The organism is Neobacillus nitrireducens (genome assembly GCF_030915405.1).
Lineage (GTDB): Bacteria > Bacillota > Bacilli > Bacillales > Cytobacillaceae > Neobacillus.
On record NZ_CP133262.1, the window covers coordinates 2,500,764 to 2,517,504 of the forward strand.

A 16,741-nucleotide genomic window follows, 5' to 3' on the forward strand; every position below is an offset into this window, starting at 1 on the left:
CCAAATTCCTTACAGTTCAGGACACCCATTACGAACATTACCGCTTATTAAGGCTGGTAAATTTGATCAAACGTTCCGCCATCATTAAAGTGCGTCTCTTGTGCTTTTTTCCATCCGCCAAAGTCTTTGTCAATTGTCACTAGATTAATTTTTGGAAAGACATCCGCATACTTATCAAGAATCGCTTGATTCCGAGGACGATAGTAATTTTTCGCGATAATCTCCTGACCTACATCACTATATAAATAGTTCAAATAGGCCTCAGCTACCTCTCTGGTTCCCTTTTTATCCACGTTCTTATCCACCACGGCAACCGGTGGTTCGGCCAGAATACTAATGGATGGTACAACAATCTCAAACTTATCTTTGCCTAATTCATTAAGGGTCAAGAAGGCCTCGTTCTCCCAAGCGATCAAGACATCCCCAATGCCCCGTTCCACAAACGTTGTGGTTGCCCCGCGTGCGCCTGAGTCCAGAACTTCCACATTTTTATAAAGTTGGCTCATAAACTTCTTAATTTTCGTTTCATCACCATTATATTTATCCTTCGCATACGCCCATGCTGCTAAGTAATTCCATCTTGCCCCGCCAGACGTCTTCGGGTTCGGGGTAATAACGGAAGTGCCCTTTTTCGTTAAATCATCCCAATCCTTAATACCCTTTGGATTGCCCTTTTTAACTAGAAATACAATCGTCGACGTATAGGGTGTCGAGTTATCCTTCAGGTTCTTTTGCCAATCCTTCGAAAGTAAACCGCCAAGATTGGCAATCTCATCAATGTCATAGGCCAATGCCAGCGTCACAACATCTGCCTCAAGCCCATCAATAACTGCCCTGCCTTGTTTCCCTGAGCCGCCATGGGACTGTTGAATGGTTACCTTTTGGCCGTTTTCCTTTTCCCAATACTTAGTGAATTCTCCGTTAAACTCTTCATAAAGCTCCCGCGTAGGGTCATAGGAAACATTTAACAATTGAACAGGTTCCTTTGTTTTTGCCGCTTCTTGTTTGGTTCCCCCATCCTTTTTCTCAGTTACTTGATTACTAGACTGACTGCTGCACCCCGCTAGAATTAGGGCGATGAGCATAAGTACCGTTGTAAATTTATAAGCTAAATTCATTTGTCAGTTCCTCCTTTTTTTAAAAAAATTACTTATTCTTAGCATTATCTTTAGAAGTACTTTTTTTTAGTGCAAATCTAGTCTTCTCTGTTTTATCAATTTGGGTGATGGTGCCATCATGAATAGTAATAACTACAGAACCATACTCCAAACCCTTTAGTATCGATAGAATATAGTTTGCTTTTGCTTGATCCACGATTGCCATAATATCATCCTCTCTTAATCTCCTAATATCACATAAGATTACTTGGTTTTATTGTAAAAAAGAACTTATATTCCTACACTTGAAGATACAACAATACGGACTATACTTACTTATCGGAAAATTCATGATTAGTCCCCTTTCTATAAAAAAAAGGCTTATACCCTTGAAAAAGAGTATAAGCCTTTGGTTTTCCAATCGGCTTAATATTAAATTAATTGTTTTCTTTGAATTATTTACATTTTATTCTGACTTTTCCCACCTGTCAAGTGGGGTTTTTGAAATTATTTTTAGTAGCTATTTTCAAAAACAATGAGATACGTCGGCCGGCGTTGATGATGCTGCAGTCATTTAGAGGTTGAAAAACAATGAAAAGGACATCTCCATTTCGAAGATGCCCTTTTTTCTACAAATTAAGCTACCTTTTGTTCCTGATAATCTTTAAGCTCATGGCCTTCCCATTTGGTAATAACAATGGCAGCCAAAGAGTTTCCGACAATGTTTACACAAGTACGTGCCATATCAAGAATCCGGTCAATACCAGCAATAAATGCTAGTCCTTCTACAGGGATTCCCACGCTTCCTAATGTAGCAAGCAATACAACAAACGATACACCCGGTACACCGGCGATTCCTTTAGAAGTTAACATCAGTACAAGAACTAATGTGATTTGATGTCCAATACTCATATGAATTCCATACATTTGCGCAATAAACAATGCGGCAATCGCTTGGTAAAGTGTCGAACCATCTAGATTAAAGGAATATCCAGTTGGAATAACGAAGGATGTAATCGATTTTGGACAGCCCAGTTTCTCCATTTTTTCCATGATTTTTGGAAGAACTGTTTCAGAACTTGCTGTCGTGTAACCTAATATTAATTCATCTTTTAAATATTTAATGAGATTAAAAATGTTAAATCCTACAATTTTTGCAACTAATCCTAGGATAACTAGAATGAAGAAAAACATTGATCCGTATACAACAAGGACTAGTTTTCCTAGTGGAATTAATGAGGTGATACCAAACTTCGAAACCGTCACACCAATTAACGCAAACACACCGAAAGGCGCTAGTTTCATGATTTGATTCGTGACATAGAACATCGCATCGGCCGTTCCTCGGAAGAAATTGATTATTGGTAACCCTTTCTCTCCAATCGCTGCTAATCCAAGTCCAAACATAACGGAAAAGAAAATAATCGGAAGCATTTCCCCGTTTGCCAAAGACTGAATGATATTCGTAGGAACAATATTCACAACCGTGTCAATCATAGAATGGGACTCTGTATGTTGCGCTGTCTCAACATAACTGTTTATATCTGTTTTGGTAAGTTTCGATTTATCTACGCCATCACCTGGCTGGAACACGTTAGCTGCCAGTAATCCGACAACAATCGCAATTGTGGTAATGATTTCAAAATAGAGCAGCGTTTTTCCGCCCAATTTCCCCAAAGACTTCATATCACCTGCGCCTGCAACACCCACAATCAGGCTGGAGATAACGATAGGAACAACGATCATTTTAATTAAGCGAATAAATATATCGCCAATTGGCTGGAGATAAGTTGCCACATGCGGATTACCGTAAAAAACCGCTCCAACAATAATACCAAGTGCCAAACCAATGAATATCTGCCATGCTAAACTAATCTTCTTCATTTGCATTTCCCCTTTTTTAATATAATAAATGTTGATTACATTGAGGTACTAACTAGGAAGTACAATTCTCTTATTGTCCAGCTCCAGACTAAACTCCGCTGAACAAAGCGCCTTTGCTTTTTCAATAAAATGATGTTTACTCTTTTACAATAATGATTAGCTTATTTAAGTTTAATTTGTTTTCGCTCTCTTAACAATCATTTTTTATTTGGGAATTACTCTCATTCCAACCTTCTAAATTTTCAGAATCCATATCTACCAATGCTTCAACCTCATTATTCCTATGTAATTTGAGGATTTAATTCAAATATTTTCCTTCACAAAATGTACACATTTATCCAAAAGAATAGAGTGTCAGGCACCATACGTGGACAAATGTCCTCGTGTGGTGCCTGACACTCTTCATTGTTGTCGCTTACAAAGAATAATTATTAAATAACTTTTAATTATTCTGCTATTTCAATTTCGATTTTTTTTGCTGTAAAGTAATTCTTTATGTCTTCTGAAACATCCTCATCTGTAATAATTTGATATTTATTTTTTTACTAAGAAAACTGGAGTAATTGGTTCATTCCCCTTTAACACATTTATCATGTTATCAGCCGCTAGATGAGCCATTCGCATTCTTGTTTTAACACTAGCACTACCAATATGAGGAATGGTTACAACATTTGGCAGGGTGAGTAATGGATGATCCACAGGCACCGGTTCTTGTTCAAATACATCTAAACCGGCCCCCCAAATCTCACCATCCTTCAATGCATGAAATAAAGCATCCTCATCAACAAGCCCTCCTCGACCCGAATTAATAAGAATAGCATCGTTTTTCATAAGGGATAACTCTTCTTTACCAATTAAGTGATGTACCTCTGGACTATACGGAAGAAGCAAGCAAACATAATCCGATTGCTCTAGCAAATCCTTTAGCTCAACATAGTGGATTTCCAGTTCTTGTTCTTTCTCGAGTTTTCGTGTCCGATTATGATAAAGAACCTTCATATCAAAGCCCTTCGCCCGCTTGACCAGTGCTTCGCCAATTCTTCCTAATCCAATAATCCCCATGGTTGCACCATAAATATCCTGTCCAGTTAGCTGCATCATGGACCAAGAACCCCATTCGCCACGACGCAAGTAATCTGAAGCTTCCACAACTCTTCTTGCAGTTGCCATTAAAAGAGCAAATGTTAAATCAGCCGTCGTTTCAGTTAAAACACCCGGCGTGTTGGTAACAATAATCCCTCTCTTTGCTGCCGCTTCAATATCGATATTATTATAGCCCACAGCTACATTACTAATCACCTTTAACTTTTCCGCCTTCTTTATAACCTCTTCATCAATCGATTCTGTAAAAAGACAGATGAGGCCGTCTACATCTTCTATTTCTTTTAAAAAAACATCCTTCGGAACCGGGATGTCTTCCTCTTCCCACATTCTTACATAAAATTCACCTGAAAGTTTATCCGTAATTTCTTTAGGAAGCATTCTTGTAATATAAATTTTCGGTTTCAATTCATTCTCCGCCCTTTGTCAATATAATGTAGTTAGCTCTATCTCATTCCTGTTTCCTGGAAGAATATTAATATTTTTATTATAACTTCCAACCATTTTATTGGGAAAAAGATTGACTTCTTCCGTAAAAAATAGAGTAGGAATCTCGAATCCCTACTCTAACGTTTATACTACTCAAAAAACTCCAAGACCTTCTTAACCGCAGCTTCCCCTTGGTCAATGCAGTCCGGGATACCCACACCTTCATAAGAACCTCCGGCTAAAAATACTCCTGGCAGCTCCTTGGTAAGTGATTCCTTGACGCTTTTCATCCGTTCAATATGACCGACATTGTATTGTGGCATCGCCTTTTTCCATCGTGTAACCACATGAAACAGCGGCTTTTCGGTTATGTTCATCGTTTTATTTAAATCACGTAATGCAATGTTAATAATTTCTTCATCCGATAAATCAACGGCTGCTTGATCATTTGGCTTACCAACATAACTGCGTAATAATGCCATGTCCTTTGGAGTCGTCCCCGGCCATTTTTTATGCGTCCATGTGCAGGCAGTAATTCTAAAGTCACTGTTTCTTGAAACTAAAAAGCCTGTTCCCTCAATATCCTGTTTAATTGCCGACTTTGGAAAGGCCATCGCAACGTTGGCTACAGAAAAAGAAGACATATCTTCGAATTTTTTCATGAACGAATACTCAGAAAGTATTTTTTGGGCATGAAAATGTTCTGTTGCGATGACTACACTGTCCGCCTGTTCAACTGTTCCATTGGCTAGAGTAATCGTATAGCGGTTTTGTTCCTTCACTATTTTTTCAATCGGTGTTCCTTTGCTGACAGTTCCTTCGTCTAGCCTCTTAACGATTTCATCAATTAACGATTCCAATCCAGTTGATAAGGAAATAAACATTCCTTTTTTGGAAGGCTCTTTTTTTGCCGATTTAGGTGGGTTTGGCATGGTTTTCTTCAAGCCGAGCACAAGGCTTCGATGTTTTTGCTCCATGTGATAGAACATTGGAAACAATGACATTAAGCTTAAGCGGTCAATGTCCCCGGCATAAATGCCCGACAATAAAGGGTCGATTAAGTTATCGACTATTTCATCACCAAGCCGTCTTCGGAAAAACTCACCTAGCGATTGATCTGCCTTTTCTTTTCCTTTTGGTAAAATAAAATCACCAGCCGCCCGTAGTTTACCGAGTGGAGAAAAAAGCCCGGAAAGCGCAAACGGTGTAACCTGGGTTGGGATTCCCATAAAAGCTCCTTCCGGCATCGAGTGAATCTTGCCTCTGGCATAAATATAGGATTTTCCGGCTGTATTGGCGACTACCTTGTCTTCAAGACCCACTTCTTTAATTAATTTGAGCGCACTCGCTTTTCGAGCCAAAATGGAATCTGGACCCTTTTCAATAATAAAGCCGTCCTTTTTAACTGTGTTGATGACACCGCCAAAACGATTACTCGCTTCAAATAACTTTACTTCTACTGGCAGAGCTTTCTCTTTGATTTCCTTTTGCAGGTAGTAAGCTGTAGCTAAACCTGTGATTCCTCCACCTATAATGACGACTTTCTTTTTCTCCATTTCCGTAACCAGCTCCAGTTAATAATTTTAGGAAAATACATATATAAATTGAATGCTTATTATTAATTTTACTAATCGATCATTCTTTAAGGGGTAAGCTTTCCTTATACCTACATTCATCATTTTAAACTATTAAAGCAAGAAATTGTGGTTATATGAAAGTTGTCCGAAAATGTTCATTAATGTATTAGCCTAGCTATCCATGAATAGCTTTATTGTATATGGACCTTTCCATACCTTTAGAAAGGGGGGATAGCAATTGGGTTATTATATTAAAGTGGCACCTGAAGTGAATATATATGTTGAGGATATTAATCGCAAGAGTAGTAGGACCATTCTCTTTGTCCATGGATGGCCTGCAAACCATAAATTATTTGAATATCAGTTTAATATCCTTCCTGCCATGGGGTATCGGTGTATTGGAATTGACTTAAGGGGATTTGGAAAGTCAGATAAACCGTGGGAGGGTTATTCCTACAACAGACTCGCTGACGATATTCGACAAATCGTTAAAGCACTTCGATTACAGAATTTCACACTTGCTGGTCATTCTGTTGGCGGCGCGATTGCCATCAGGTATATGGGGCGTCATAATGGCTACGGGGTCTCGAAATTAGCTCTTTTTGGTGCAGCGGCTCCTAGCTTTATCAAGCGGCCAGGTTTTCCTTTTGGTATAGAAGCGAAGGATGTTAATGCCCTTCTGGTGCAAATTTATAATGACCGTCCGAAAATGCTGACAGACTTAACTAATATGTTCTTCCATCAGGCTCTCACTAAACCTTTCTCAGACTGGTTCTTTCAATTAGGTCTTGAAGCCGCGGGACATTCGACAGCAGGCTTGCTGACTTCCTTAAGAGATGAGACCTTATTCGCTGATATAAAAAAAATCCGAGTGCCTACCTTGATTCTTCAAGGTCAACATGATCAGATTTGTTTGCCTCCATTGGCTTCCGTCCTTCGTCAGGGAATCACAAACTCTAAGCTTGTCTGGTTCGAACACAGCGGCCATGGCTTGTTCTGGGAAGAACAGAAGAAATTCACAAATGAATTAGCTCATTTTATTGGGTAAAATACTGCTTCCCAACCGCTGCTTTCTTACTCACTGCTTTTCGAATTTGGATATTTTTTTTGCAAAAGTTCGACTGATTGGGTAATTAGCTCTATTAGTACATTGACATCTATATCTGCTATCTTATTGATGTAGACACAACCTTTTCCAGTGGTGTGTTTCCCAAAGTCTTTTAGCAATTCGTCACGCTTGGTTTCTCCTGGTGCAAAGTATAAACTAATTTTTGCTTTTCGGGGCGAAAAGCCAACCAAAGGGGCATCCCCTTCATGACCTGATTCATACTTATAATGATAGGAACCGAATCCAATAATACTTGGCCCCCACATCTTTGCCTCATAGCCAGTCGTTTCAGTAAAAACATCGATTAATTTATAGGCATCTTCACGTTTTTTCGGATTATCAACATTTTCAACAAACTCAATCACACTATGATCCGTTTCTTTTGTTTTTTGCTGATAGCTCATTAAATCCCCCCTATTCTTTAAATTAGACGCTTAAATTCATTATAGGCAAAATGACCAAATTATTTACAAAAACCACTAGTTTTCATAGAAAAAGCATAAATAAAGGAGAGTATCATTACTCTCCTTCGTTTACCACAACTTTATAACCGTTTTGTTGTGGTCCATCCTTATACACTTCCCTGCTGACTATGTAATAATTTTCCCCAGTTTGGTCTGTAATGACCATTTCACTCGGACTTTTGTCCACTGCGGCTGCTTCTAAGCTAAAATATGGTAACCCGAGTACAGAGTTATCAAATGACATGGTTATCCCCCATTTCTATCCTTTAACATGTGCATTACTTAAGAAAAGTATAACAAATTTCAACCATCGATGGGAACTTTGGTTTCTTTTTCATATCATCTTGTGGTAATCTCATTAAATATAAAATCATACTGTTATGAAAAGAGGGATTATTATTTACATACTTTGGGATTTCGATGGAACACTATTTGATACCTATCCGGCACTTGTCGAGGGATTCATCAAATTAAGTCAGCAAGACCTTGATCGGACAGAGGTCCTAAGCTGGCTAAAAAAGGATTCCAAAACCGCCTTTAAGCATTATGGAATTGAAGAAAAACGAAGAGAAGAATACCAAACCTTACATAACTACTATTCAAAAACCGAAAGCAAGCCCTTTGAGTATCTAGAGGAGGCGTTATCTTCTGTTGAAAACAATATTATTGTGACACATCGCGATAAAGAATCCACTATATTTCTACTTGAAAAATACAACTTAGCAAAATACTTTCGAGATATTGTTTCGGTTGAGGAACAAGGATTTACTAGAAAACCTCATAGTTCTTCCTATGAATATGTTTTAAAAAGTTACCCGATTGATTTGGTCGTCGGTGACCGTGACCTAGATTTAATTCCCGCTCGTAAATTAAATATTAAAACGGTAGCCTTTCAAAATAGAAATATTGACGCTGATTTTCATATCGATAGTTATGCAGATTTTATCCCCGTAGTCCTTAACCCGCTACAACAAAAATAAGACCACACAAGTTGTAGGAAAAAATTTAGCGCATCTATTGAAACCTTTTTGGATATTAATCGTATGAATACATAGGTATAATAGTAATTAAGTTAAAAAAATTTCAAATAGAATGGAAGATCATATTGGGTTCTACTATTTTTCAAATTGGACAGTACGCTTTTGATGCATATTATTGGTTAATTTTAATATCAATTTTCGGTTCTTGGTTTCCTCAATTTCAATCATCTAAGGTTGGTTTATGGATTTCCAAGGTTGTCGAACCTTATTTAGGATTGTTCAGACGGTTTATCCCGCCTCTTGGTCCGATTGATTTTTCACCGATAATCGCATTATTTGCCTTTAAGTTTATTCGTCAATTTGCGTTACTAGGTCTCAGCCAATCGTTGACTGTCATCGGAGCTTAAGAAAAGCGCAAGCACCCTGTTCAGCCGTATGTGTTGAAATCTTTATTAAAAAAGGAGCTGACATACAGCCAAGGGGTTCCGTTAACTATGGGAAACATTAAAAATGTAATGCAAAAAGACCTTCAAATTGTATGGTAATTTGGAGGTCTTTTTTTGTTGATATAAAGGGATTTCAATAATTATTTAGGGAGAATTTGTAGTGCAATTCGAATATTAAAAAGGGGGTACAATAGCCAGTGTACCTCAGCAAAATTCACTACATTTTTACTTACAAATTCATATACAGAAAAAATTGGTTAGGCTCTGCTCTAACTGAATATCGATTTCAATGTGTTTGAAAAATAAACGGAGAAACTCCGGCTAAATTGGGAAATACCCATATTTCCTTAAAAATAAGGGGAGTTTTTCCGCTTATATGATCCAAATCTTTAGATATTGTCTTATTTAGAGGAGTTAAGCGGAATATCTCCGCCTATATCAGCTGCTTTAGCTTCCTCTATAAACAATAGACGGAAATTTTCCGCCTATGAATTCTCATACCTACGCAAAAATCGATACGAGAAGGCGGAAATGGTTTGCAAACGTCTTCGTCATACGCAATCCGAAGAATTAGCAATGAAAAGCAATATGGCAAGGGTAGAAACCCTTGCTATTTCAATGTTTTTCTAATCCCTCTAGCTTCACAAATCGCCCGACATTTTATTGAGCAAAAAGTATTACATTTTGGTTTGCTTTTCCTGTGCAAATTGATGTCTTGTGATAGTAAACGGAATCCGTTATGACATGCAGCTCCTTTTATTTATATCATCAAAATCTCTCGAATATCTTCTTCCGTAAGGGTCGATAGGACTTTCTCATCAGAATCAATGATTTCTTCGATGAGGTGTCGCTTTTTATCTTGCAGTTCATTCATTTTTTCCTCTATCGTCCCACGGGCAACCAGCTTGATCACCTGGACGACATTTTGCTGACCCATCCGGTGGGCGCGATCGGCTGCCTGCTCCTCGACAGCTGGATTCCACCATGTGTCATATAAAATGACGGTATCTGCACTCATCAAATTAAGACCTGTCCCCCCGGCTTTCAAAGAAATGAGGAAAAAATCCCGTTCACCACGATTATACCGATTGCAGATTTCAACGCGTTCTTCTGATGGAGTCTGACCATCCAGGTAGAAAAAAGGCAGACCTCTCGCAGTTAACGCACGGCCAATCAGTTCAAGCATTTTTGTAAACTGTGAAAAAATTAACACCCTTCTACCAGAAAGCTTTGATTCTTCGATAATATGTAAAAGTTGTTCAAATTTCGCCGATTTCCCTTGATAACCATCAACAAACAAGCCTGGATGACAGCAAATCTGCCGAAGACGAGTCAAACCTGCAAGAATTTTGATTCGATTTTTCCGAATCGTATCCTTGTCCAAATTCTTAAACGTGTCATGTCTCAACTTCGCCAAATAGGCAGCATACAGCTTCTTTTGTTCAGGAAGCAGCTCCACCGATTCCAATGATTCCATTTTCTCCGGAAGCTCAACAAGTACATCCTCCTTCAACCTGCGCAGTAAAAAGGGACGAATTCTCCGAACAATATTTTTCCTTGAAAGTTTACTGAATTCCTTCAACCCAAGGAAAAGTTCAGGAAAGACAACGTGGAAAATTGACCATAGTTCCTCCAAAGTATTTTCCACCGGTGTACCCGTAAGAGCAAAGCGATGATCGGCCTGTAATTTCTTTACCGCACGAGCGGTTTGAGTCAACGGATTTTTAAAAGCTTGCGCTTCATCAAAAAACACCGTATGAAACGTTTCCTTTTCAAACCAGCTAATCTCACGGCGTAATAATGGATAAGAGATAAGCAAAACATCGGCATCCATCTGTTTTTTCAGCAGGGTGGTCCGCTCTGCTTTCGTTCCATCAATGACAATCGCCTTTAACTGGGGCGCAAATTTCCTGATTTCACTCAACCAATTATAGGTCAAGGAAGACGGGCAAACCACAAGGACCGGCTGGTTATTTTTACGGACATCAGACTGTACTGATACGATGAAGGCGATGCTTTGAATGGTTTTTCCGAGTCCCATATCATCAGCTAATATTCCACCGAAACCATAGTAGGCCAATGTTTTCATCCATTTAAACCCATGCTTTTGATAGTCTTTTAACGTCGCGTCTAAACTGGCTGGCACCTCGAACTCCAACATGCCGGGATCTTTAAGATGATCTAGGAACTGCCGAAAGGATTCTTCTAGCTTGAACGCATCACTAATCTCAACGGTATCAAGAAGTTGCAAGCTTTGTTCAATTGGTAAATCCAAACCGCTGGAGAGATCCTTATTCTTAGCGAGTGGGGAGTAAAGAAAACGCTGGATTTCATTAAACTCTCTGGTCTGAAGCGAGAGGAGCGACCCATTCGGCAAACGATAATATTTCCGTTTTTCCTCTAATGCCGCCAACACTTCACGGATTTGTCTTTCAGGGATGCCATCCATTTCAAATTTGAATTCGAGCCAGTTCGTACGCTCCTTTTTGACCCGAACCCTCACCTGCGGCCGAAAATTATCCCTCGAAATTCGATTTCGGACAGCACTTGTTGCATAGATTCGAACTAGCTTTTGGAGCTTTGGCACGATGTAAGATAAAAACTCATATTCCAGTTCTTCATTGTGGAGGTAATATCCTCCGTCCGTCTTAGCAAATGAGCTATCTTCAAAGAGTTGCAGGATCTCCTCTTCCTTCACCACATCCCGAATCACTAGTGATCCCGCCGGAAAATCTCTATTTTCCAATGGATTAATGACCCAATTGTCGTAGTGAAATTCGAGCCCTGCAAGCAAGCGGTTTTTCACACGATCCAGGTAAAGCTTGGCCACTAGTGGGGTATTCAGCAATTGCTTCGAGATTTCTTCAGCTATGTTCACTTGCCCTAGCTTTTTCAGGCCTGGCGCTACTTTTTCCAGAAAAAAGCGGATTTGTTCATGTGGAATGGGAATTTGCTTTGTTCCTGAAGTATCCAACATCTTTTTGAGATCGGAAAGACGTTTATAGTCCTGATCTTCCAGCTGCTTTAATTCCCCTTCATATAAAACGGTATGATAGGCCTCAAGGAAAATCATCCGATCGAGGTTTGTAACCTTCAGTTGATAGCTGTTCTCTTCCGCTTTTGTAAAATCAAACTTTAGTGGCAGTGACTCAGTCGATAAATGAAGTCCGGAAAAGGATTGTCCCTCATACTCCAACATCGCCAATGGTACCCTTATCAGCAGCGGAAGCAGGCGCTCCCAAGAGGAGGATGGAATGAACAGCAGCTGCTGTTGATTGGTGTCAGGCACCACATCCACATCCACATCCCGATAAACCTTTTCATCCCGAAGGACTTGGATGAGTTGCTCGATTACGCTGTTGGTTTCTTTTTGAAAACAATGCAGCTTGGGGTCGTATGTGAATGAACTGGATATTGCGTATGTCTGTCCTAGACTAACTCGCTCCAAAAATATACGGATGTTTTGGACAGGAGTTGACGCGAGTGTCATGGTGATAGCGAAAAGGTATCTGCCCATGCCGACATCCACAGGTTTACAGGTAAACCCGATTTCAAGGACTTTTCTTTTTTCAAAGTGAAGTTGATGACCGCTTGATTGGATTGGCTGATCAGAAAAGAGGTGGAGCAGCCCTTCGGTCAGTTCTTGATTGGCTGAATTTGAAAGGGCAGGGCTGCTGCCTTGCTTTTGATGCTCGCAAACGGCTATTAATACAGCGGCTATATGCTGACAATCCTTTGAAAAAGAAGCAAGCTTTGGGCAGGAGCATTCCGTTCGAATCTGATGATTGGCACCTGCTTCGATCGAGACATGAAAGTCTTCTTCTCCTATGACGGTTGCTTGACAACGATGAGGAAGATATTGCTCAAAAGTTACTTTATTTGTTTGATAAAAATAATCTCCTCGTTTGAAGGAGACCGTGCCACACATTTCTTGGATGAGCTTATGATTTAACTTGATGTTCACGGGGCTTTCTCCTTCCTGATGAAAATTAGTTTATCGCTACTGTTAAATTAAGATATAGAACATTATAGCATAATTCCTATTTTACTTTTCCACGGAAAAGCGTCTGCCCTAGACCTGCAGGCAGACGCTTGATATTTGAAAACTATTCCACAAAGCCGACACTCATTGTATCCGGATGGGATCCGGCACGGCTGTCTTGATTTAATCCATCGATTTTATCCATATCTTCAGCAGACAATTCAAAATCAAAGATATTTGCATTTTCAATAATGCGATGCTCTTTGATTGATTTAGGAATCGTAACCACTCCATGTTGCAGATCCCAGCGCAGGATTACTTGAGCAACCGATTTATTATATTTATGCGCCAAATCCTCAAGAACTGGTTCACTTAGAAGTTGACCTTGTTTTAAAGGCGACCATGCTTCCAGTTGAATGCCTTCATTTTTACAAAAAGCAAGCAGCTCTTTTTGAGTTAAATGTGGATGGAATTCCACCTGGTTGACCATAGGTTTAATCTCTGCAGAACTGAGTAAATCTTCTAAATGGTGAACCAAGAAATTACTTACACCAATCGCGCGCACGCGTCCGTCTTTGTATAGCTTTTCGAATGCTTTCCATGTATCTTTATATTTATCTTTACCCGGCCAGTGAATTAAATAAAGGTCCAAGTAATCCAGTCCTAGCTTGTTCATGCTTGTTTCGAATGCTGCTAAGGTTGATTCATATCCTTGCTCGGAGTTCCAAAGCTTTGTCGTAATAAATAATTCTTCACGGGGAACACCAGATTCTTTTATGGCTTGACCAACGCCTTCTTCATTACCATAAATAGCCGCTGTATCAATGCTTATGTATCCATTTTTTATGGCTGCCTTTACAGACTGGATAACCTCTTCACCCTCAGTTACTTTAAAAACGCCTAACCCCATCCATGGCATTTTTACTCCATTACTTAATGTAGTCGTATCTTTTAAATTTGTTGGCATCCGTAATTCCTCCTTATTATATTACTCTTACCAAGGTAAGGTACTTGAAACCAGCTTAAACTTGAGTAAAGCTTATCTTCCTCGAGCGGCTTTGACCTTTTCGACATATTGTTTCGCATAGGCGGTAATTTGGTCAAATTCTCCAGTTTTAGCCGGCGCTACTAGATTACCACCTACCCCAACAGCCACACAACCATTTTTAATCCATTGTTCAATATTATCCAAATCAACACCGCCAGTTGGCATAATATTTACTTGCGGAAGTGGAGCTTTTACTGCTTTGATAAAATCCGGACCAAATGCACTTCCAGGGAACAACTTCACGATATCAACTCCAGCCTCTAAGGCACGTTTCATTTCGGTGATTGTCATGCAGCCTGGCATATAAGGTATTTGATAAAGGTTACAAAGTGTTGCTGTATCTTGGTCAAAGGTTGGACTCACAACAAACTGCGCACCCGCCAAAATCGCAATTCGAGCTGTAGTTGCATCCAGAACTGTTCCTGCTCCAATAACCACCTCGTTATTATTTTGATAAAGGTTGGCTAATTCTTTTATGACTTCATCCGCGCCATTTACCGTGAAAGTCACTTCAATCCCTTGAATACCGCCTTTTACACAGGCCTCCGAAATGTTTATTGCCTCTTCCTTAGAGTCTGCCCTTACAACGGCAACTACTCCACATTCTGTAATCTTCGTTAACGTATTTATCTTTTTCATCATATTGGTCACTTCTTTCTTTTAATTTTGAAAAATTATTTTTAAATAGTTTTGTTTTGTAGTATTTAAATTTACAAAAGATTCCTCATACCGTATCATATAGTAGAACAGTGTTCTAAAATGTAAAATGAAAACCACTAAAAAGAGGTAGAAAAACGATGTCTAATGTTCAATCACTGGAAAGAGCTTTAACAATATTAAACAAGCTATCTGAATATCCAGATGGCATCCAAATAACACGGCTATCAGAGCAGATTGGACTAACCAAAGGTACCCTTCATAGACTGTTAGCTACGTTATCCAATATGAATTATGTTACGAAAGATGAAGAAACCGACAAGTATAAACTTGGATTACAAGTCCTCTTTCTTTCTAGAAATCTTTTAAATAACACGGATGTTGTAACCGTTTCAAAACCCTTTTTAGAAAAATTATCACGAGAAGTCAACGAAACCATTCATTTATGCACCGAGGACCATGGCGAAGTGGTCTATATCGATAAAATTGAAAGTTCGCAAACCATTCGCATGTATTCCCGCATTGGCAGCCGTGCTCCCATGTATTGTACCGGAGTAGGGAAAATATTACTTTCTGGTATGACCCCAGAAGCAAGAGATACAATCATTTCAAATATGACCTTCATTCCAAAGACACCATCCACGATCACTTCTAAAGAAGAATTATTAGAAGAAATTGAACGAGTTAAGAGCCAAGGCTATGCATTAGATGACGCCGAGAATGAAGAAATTTTAAGATGTATTGCCGCTCCAATTTTTGATCACAAAGGTAAGATTATTGCTAGTTTTAGTATTTCCGGCCCAAGAAATCGAATAACGATGGAAGTAATCAACGATACATTAATTGAAAAAATGAAACAGTATAGTTTGGTCATCTCAAGAAATCTTGGTTACACTGGTTCACTTGAAATACAAAAGTAAAGAAAACCATTAAACGGTTTTTCTTTACTTTTTTTATTTCACCTTATGTTAAAGCTTGACCAAAGAGTCTACTATAAAAGTATTCAAACGGTCTCTATCTGGTAATCCGTCATTATCCCCTGGCGACATAACGGCAAGTGCACCAATGGCTGCTCCTCGTTTGACTGCCTCTTTAATCGCTAGACCTTCCAATATTCCGCTAACTACTCCAACAGCAAACCCATCACCCGCACCGACTGTGTCAACCACTTTATCTACATGAAAACCCTCTGTGTAGAACTGCTCGCCTTCAGAGCTTGTGAACGCACCCTTTGCCCCGAGCTTGATTACGACCGTTTTAACCCCAGCCGCATGATAATAAGCAGCGATTTCTTGAACGTCCTGTTTACCTGTTAACAACTTTCCTTCTTCAATGCCCGGAAGAACGATGTCCGCACGACAAGCCAGGTCGTTAATGACTTGAGTCATCTCTTGCTTGTCAGTCCAAAGACCCGGACGCAAGTTAGGATCATAAGAGATTTGTACACCTCTCACACGTGCCTCTTTCAACAGTTCATAGACCATCTCTCGGCATCCAGCAGATAAGGCAGGTGGAATTCCTGTCAAATGAATATGGTCAAAGCATTCCCAATTAAGGTTAGCAATAGTTTCCAAATCCATATGGGAAGCAGCTGAATTTTTTCTTGCCGAAAATACTTCCGGATCACCGCTTACGACCTTTTCCTTCCACTGCATGCCGGTTAAATAGTTGGCATCATAGGTCACATACGAGGTATCGATTGCATTTTGCTGAAGAAATTTTTCAATATTTTTTCCAAATGGATCCAATCCCAATTTGGTTATATACGTAACTTGATGTCCTAAACGGGACATACCGATGGAGAAGTTGACCTCGGCACCTGCCACAAAACGGTCAAAACGATCAACATTTTCTAAGGAACCTTCTTGCTCCGCTACAAACAGCGCCATAGGTTCTCCTACAGTAATTATTCTACTCATACGGATCCTCCTATAATTGAAAGAGAGACATACATGAATATGTCTCCCT

15 protein-coding genes are annotated in these 16,741 nt (G+C 39.4%); 4 read left to right on the forward strand and 11 right to left on the reverse strand.

What is annotated here, in order from left to right; translation table 11 throughout:
• Positions 1–47: 47 nt before the first annotated feature.
• From RCG22_RS12080 to hemY, 5 genes are all read right to left on the reverse strand, one after another.
• Complete coding sequence (locus RCG22_RS12080) at positions 48–1,118, reverse strand: sulfate ABC transporter substrate-binding protein (RefSeq protein ID WP_308107004.1); 1,071 nt, start codon at positions 1,116–1,118, stop codon at positions 48–50.
• Positions 1,119–1,146: 28 nt separating this feature from the next.
• On the reverse strand, positions 1,147–1,323 hold the full coding sequence (locus RCG22_RS12085) for a YezD family protein (RefSeq protein WP_308107005.1): 177 nt from the start codon (positions 1,321–1,323) through the stop codon (positions 1,147–1,149).
• A 410-nt stretch (positions 1,324–1,733) separates the two neighbouring features.
• On the reverse strand, positions 1,734–2,981 hold the full coding sequence (locus RCG22_RS12090) for a cation:dicarboxylate symporter family transporter (RefSeq protein ID WP_098263847.1): 1,248 nt from the start codon (positions 2,979–2,981) through the stop codon (positions 1,734–1,736).
• A gap of 534 nt (positions 2,982–3,515) precedes the next feature.
• On the reverse strand, positions 3,516–4,490 hold the full coding sequence (locus RCG22_RS12095) for a 2-hydroxyacid dehydrogenase (RefSeq protein WP_308107006.1): 975 nt from the start codon (positions 4,488–4,490) through the stop codon (positions 3,516–3,518).
• 170 nt (positions 4,491–4,660) lie between these two features.
• Complete coding sequence (gene hemY, locus RCG22_RS12100; RefSeq protein ID WP_308107007.1) at positions 4,661–6,067, reverse strand: protoporphyrinogen oxidase; 1,407 nt, start codon at positions 6,065–6,067, stop codon at positions 4,661–4,663.
• A 259-nt stretch (positions 6,068–6,326) separates the two neighbouring features.
• Here hemY and RCG22_RS12105 point away from each other — a divergent pair, with 259 nt between their 5' ends.
• The gene (locus RCG22_RS12105; RefSeq protein WP_308107008.1) at positions 6,327–7,136 is read left to right on the forward strand and encodes an alpha/beta fold hydrolase; all 810 of its coding nucleotides are present in this window, start codon (positions 6,327–6,329) and stop codon (positions 7,134–7,136) included.
• A gap of 26 nt (positions 7,137–7,162) precedes the next feature.
• Here the strand turns inward: RCG22_RS12105 and RCG22_RS12110 are convergent, their stop codons facing one another.
• Both RCG22_RS12110 and RCG22_RS12115 read right to left on the reverse strand, forming a co-directional pair.
• Complete coding sequence (locus tag RCG22_RS12110; protein ID WP_308107009.1) at positions 7,163–7,600, reverse strand: DUF1801 domain-containing protein; 438 nt, start codon at positions 7,598–7,600, stop codon at positions 7,163–7,165.
• Between the two features lie 115 nt (positions 7,601–7,715).
• A complete protein-coding gene (locus RCG22_RS12115) occupies positions 7,716–7,904 on the reverse strand; it encodes a hypothetical protein (RefSeq protein WP_098263842.1) in 189 nt (62 codons plus the stop codon).
• A 136-nt stretch (positions 7,905–8,040) separates the two neighbouring features.
• Here RCG22_RS12115 and RCG22_RS12120 point away from each other — a divergent pair, with 136 nt between their 5' ends.
• Positions 8,041–8,640, forward strand: coding sequence for an HAD-IA family hydrolase (locus RCG22_RS12120; RefSeq protein ID WP_308107010.1), 600 nt, complete (start codon positions 8,041–8,043; stop codon positions 8,638–8,640).
• Positions 8,641–8,765: 125 nt separating this feature from the next.
• A complete protein-coding gene (locus RCG22_RS12125) occupies positions 8,766–9,047 on the forward strand; it encodes a YggT family protein (RefSeq protein WP_176525662.1) in 282 nt (93 codons plus the stop codon).
• Positions 9,048–9,846: 799 nt separating this feature from the next.
• Here RCG22_RS12125 and RCG22_RS12130 read toward each other — a convergent pair.
• From RCG22_RS12130 to RCG22_RS12140, 3 genes are all read right to left on the reverse strand, one after another.
• On the reverse strand, positions 9,847–13,050 hold the full coding sequence (locus RCG22_RS12130) for a DEAD/DEAH box helicase (RefSeq protein ID WP_308107011.1): 3,204 nt from the start codon (positions 13,048–13,050) through the stop codon (positions 9,847–9,849).
• Positions 13,051–13,192: 142 nt separating this feature from the next.
• Positions 13,193–14,035 (reverse strand): aldo/keto reductase, encoded by an 843-nt coding sequence (locus RCG22_RS12135; RefSeq protein ID WP_308107012.1) that lies wholly within the window; start codon positions 14,033–14,035, stop codon positions 13,193–13,195.
• A gap of 72 nt (positions 14,036–14,107) precedes the next feature.
• Positions 14,108–14,755: a bifunctional 4-hydroxy-2-oxoglutarate aldolase/2-dehydro-3-deoxy-phosphogluconate aldolase gene (locus RCG22_RS12140; protein ID WP_308107143.1), complete on the reverse strand. Its 648-nt coding sequence runs from the start codon at positions 14,753–14,755 to the stop codon at positions 14,108–14,110.
• A gap of 158 nt (positions 14,756–14,913) precedes the next feature.
• On the opposite strand from RCG22_RS12140, the gene RCG22_RS12145 reads away from it, so the two are divergent.
• Entirely contained in the window at positions 14,914–15,693 is a 780-nt protein-coding gene (locus tag RCG22_RS12145) for an IclR family transcriptional regulator (protein ID WP_308107013.1), read from the forward strand.
• A 48-nt stretch (positions 15,694–15,741) separates the two neighbouring features.
• On the opposite strand, the gene RCG22_RS12150 is transcribed toward RCG22_RS12145, so the two are convergent.
• Complete coding sequence (locus RCG22_RS12150; protein ID WP_308107014.1) at positions 15,742–16,692, reverse strand: sugar kinase; 951 nt, start codon at positions 16,690–16,692, stop codon at positions 15,742–15,744.
• Positions 16,693–16,741 lie beyond the last annotated feature (49 nt).

What these genes read in the sequence shown, in the direction of transcription:
- RCG22_RS12080 (WP_308107004.1), bottom strand. Translation starts at nt 1,118, where the DNA reads ATGAATTTAGCTTATAAATTTACAACGGTACTTATGCTCATCGCCCTA.
- RCG22_RS12085 (WP_308107005.1), bottom strand. Translation starts at nt 1,323, where the DNA reads ATGGCAATCGTGGATCAAGCAAAAGCAAACTATATTCTATCGATACTA.
- RCG22_RS12090 (WP_098263847.1), bottom strand. Translation starts at nt 2,981, where the DNA reads ATGAAGAAGATTAGTTTAGCATGGCAGATATTCATTGGTTTGGCACTT.
- hemY (WP_308107007.1), bottom strand. Translation starts at nt 6,067, where the DNA reads ATGGAGAAAAAGAAAGTCGTCATTATAGGTGGAGGAATCACAGGTTTA.
- RCG22_RS12110 (WP_308107009.1), bottom strand. Translation starts at nt 7,600, where the DNA reads ATGAGCTATCAGCAAAAAACAAAAGAAACGGATCATAGTGTGATTGAG.
- RCG22_RS12115 (WP_098263842.1), bottom strand. Translation starts at nt 7,904, where the DNA reads ATGTCATTTGATAACTCTGTACTCGGGTTACCATATTTTAGCTTAGAA.
- RCG22_RS12120 (WP_308107010.1), top strand. Translation starts at nt 8,041, where the DNA reads ATGAAAAGAGGGATTATTATTTACATACTTTGGGATTTCGATGGAACA.
- RCG22_RS12135 (WP_308107012.1), bottom strand. Translation starts at nt 14,035, where the DNA reads ATGCCAACAAATTTAAAAGATACGACTACATTAAGTAATGGAGTAAAA.
- RCG22_RS12140 (WP_308107143.1), bottom strand. Translation starts at nt 14,755, where the DNA reads ATGAAAAAGATAAATACGTTAACGAAGATTACAGAATGTGGAGTAGTT.
- RCG22_RS12145 (WP_308107013.1), top strand. Translation starts at nt 14,914, where the DNA reads ATGTCTAATGTTCAATCACTGGAAAGAGCTTTAACAATATTAAACAAG.
- RCG22_RS12150 (WP_308107014.1), bottom strand. Translation starts at nt 16,692, where the DNA reads ATGAGTAGAATAATTACTGTAGGAGAACCTATGGCGCTGTTTGTAGCG.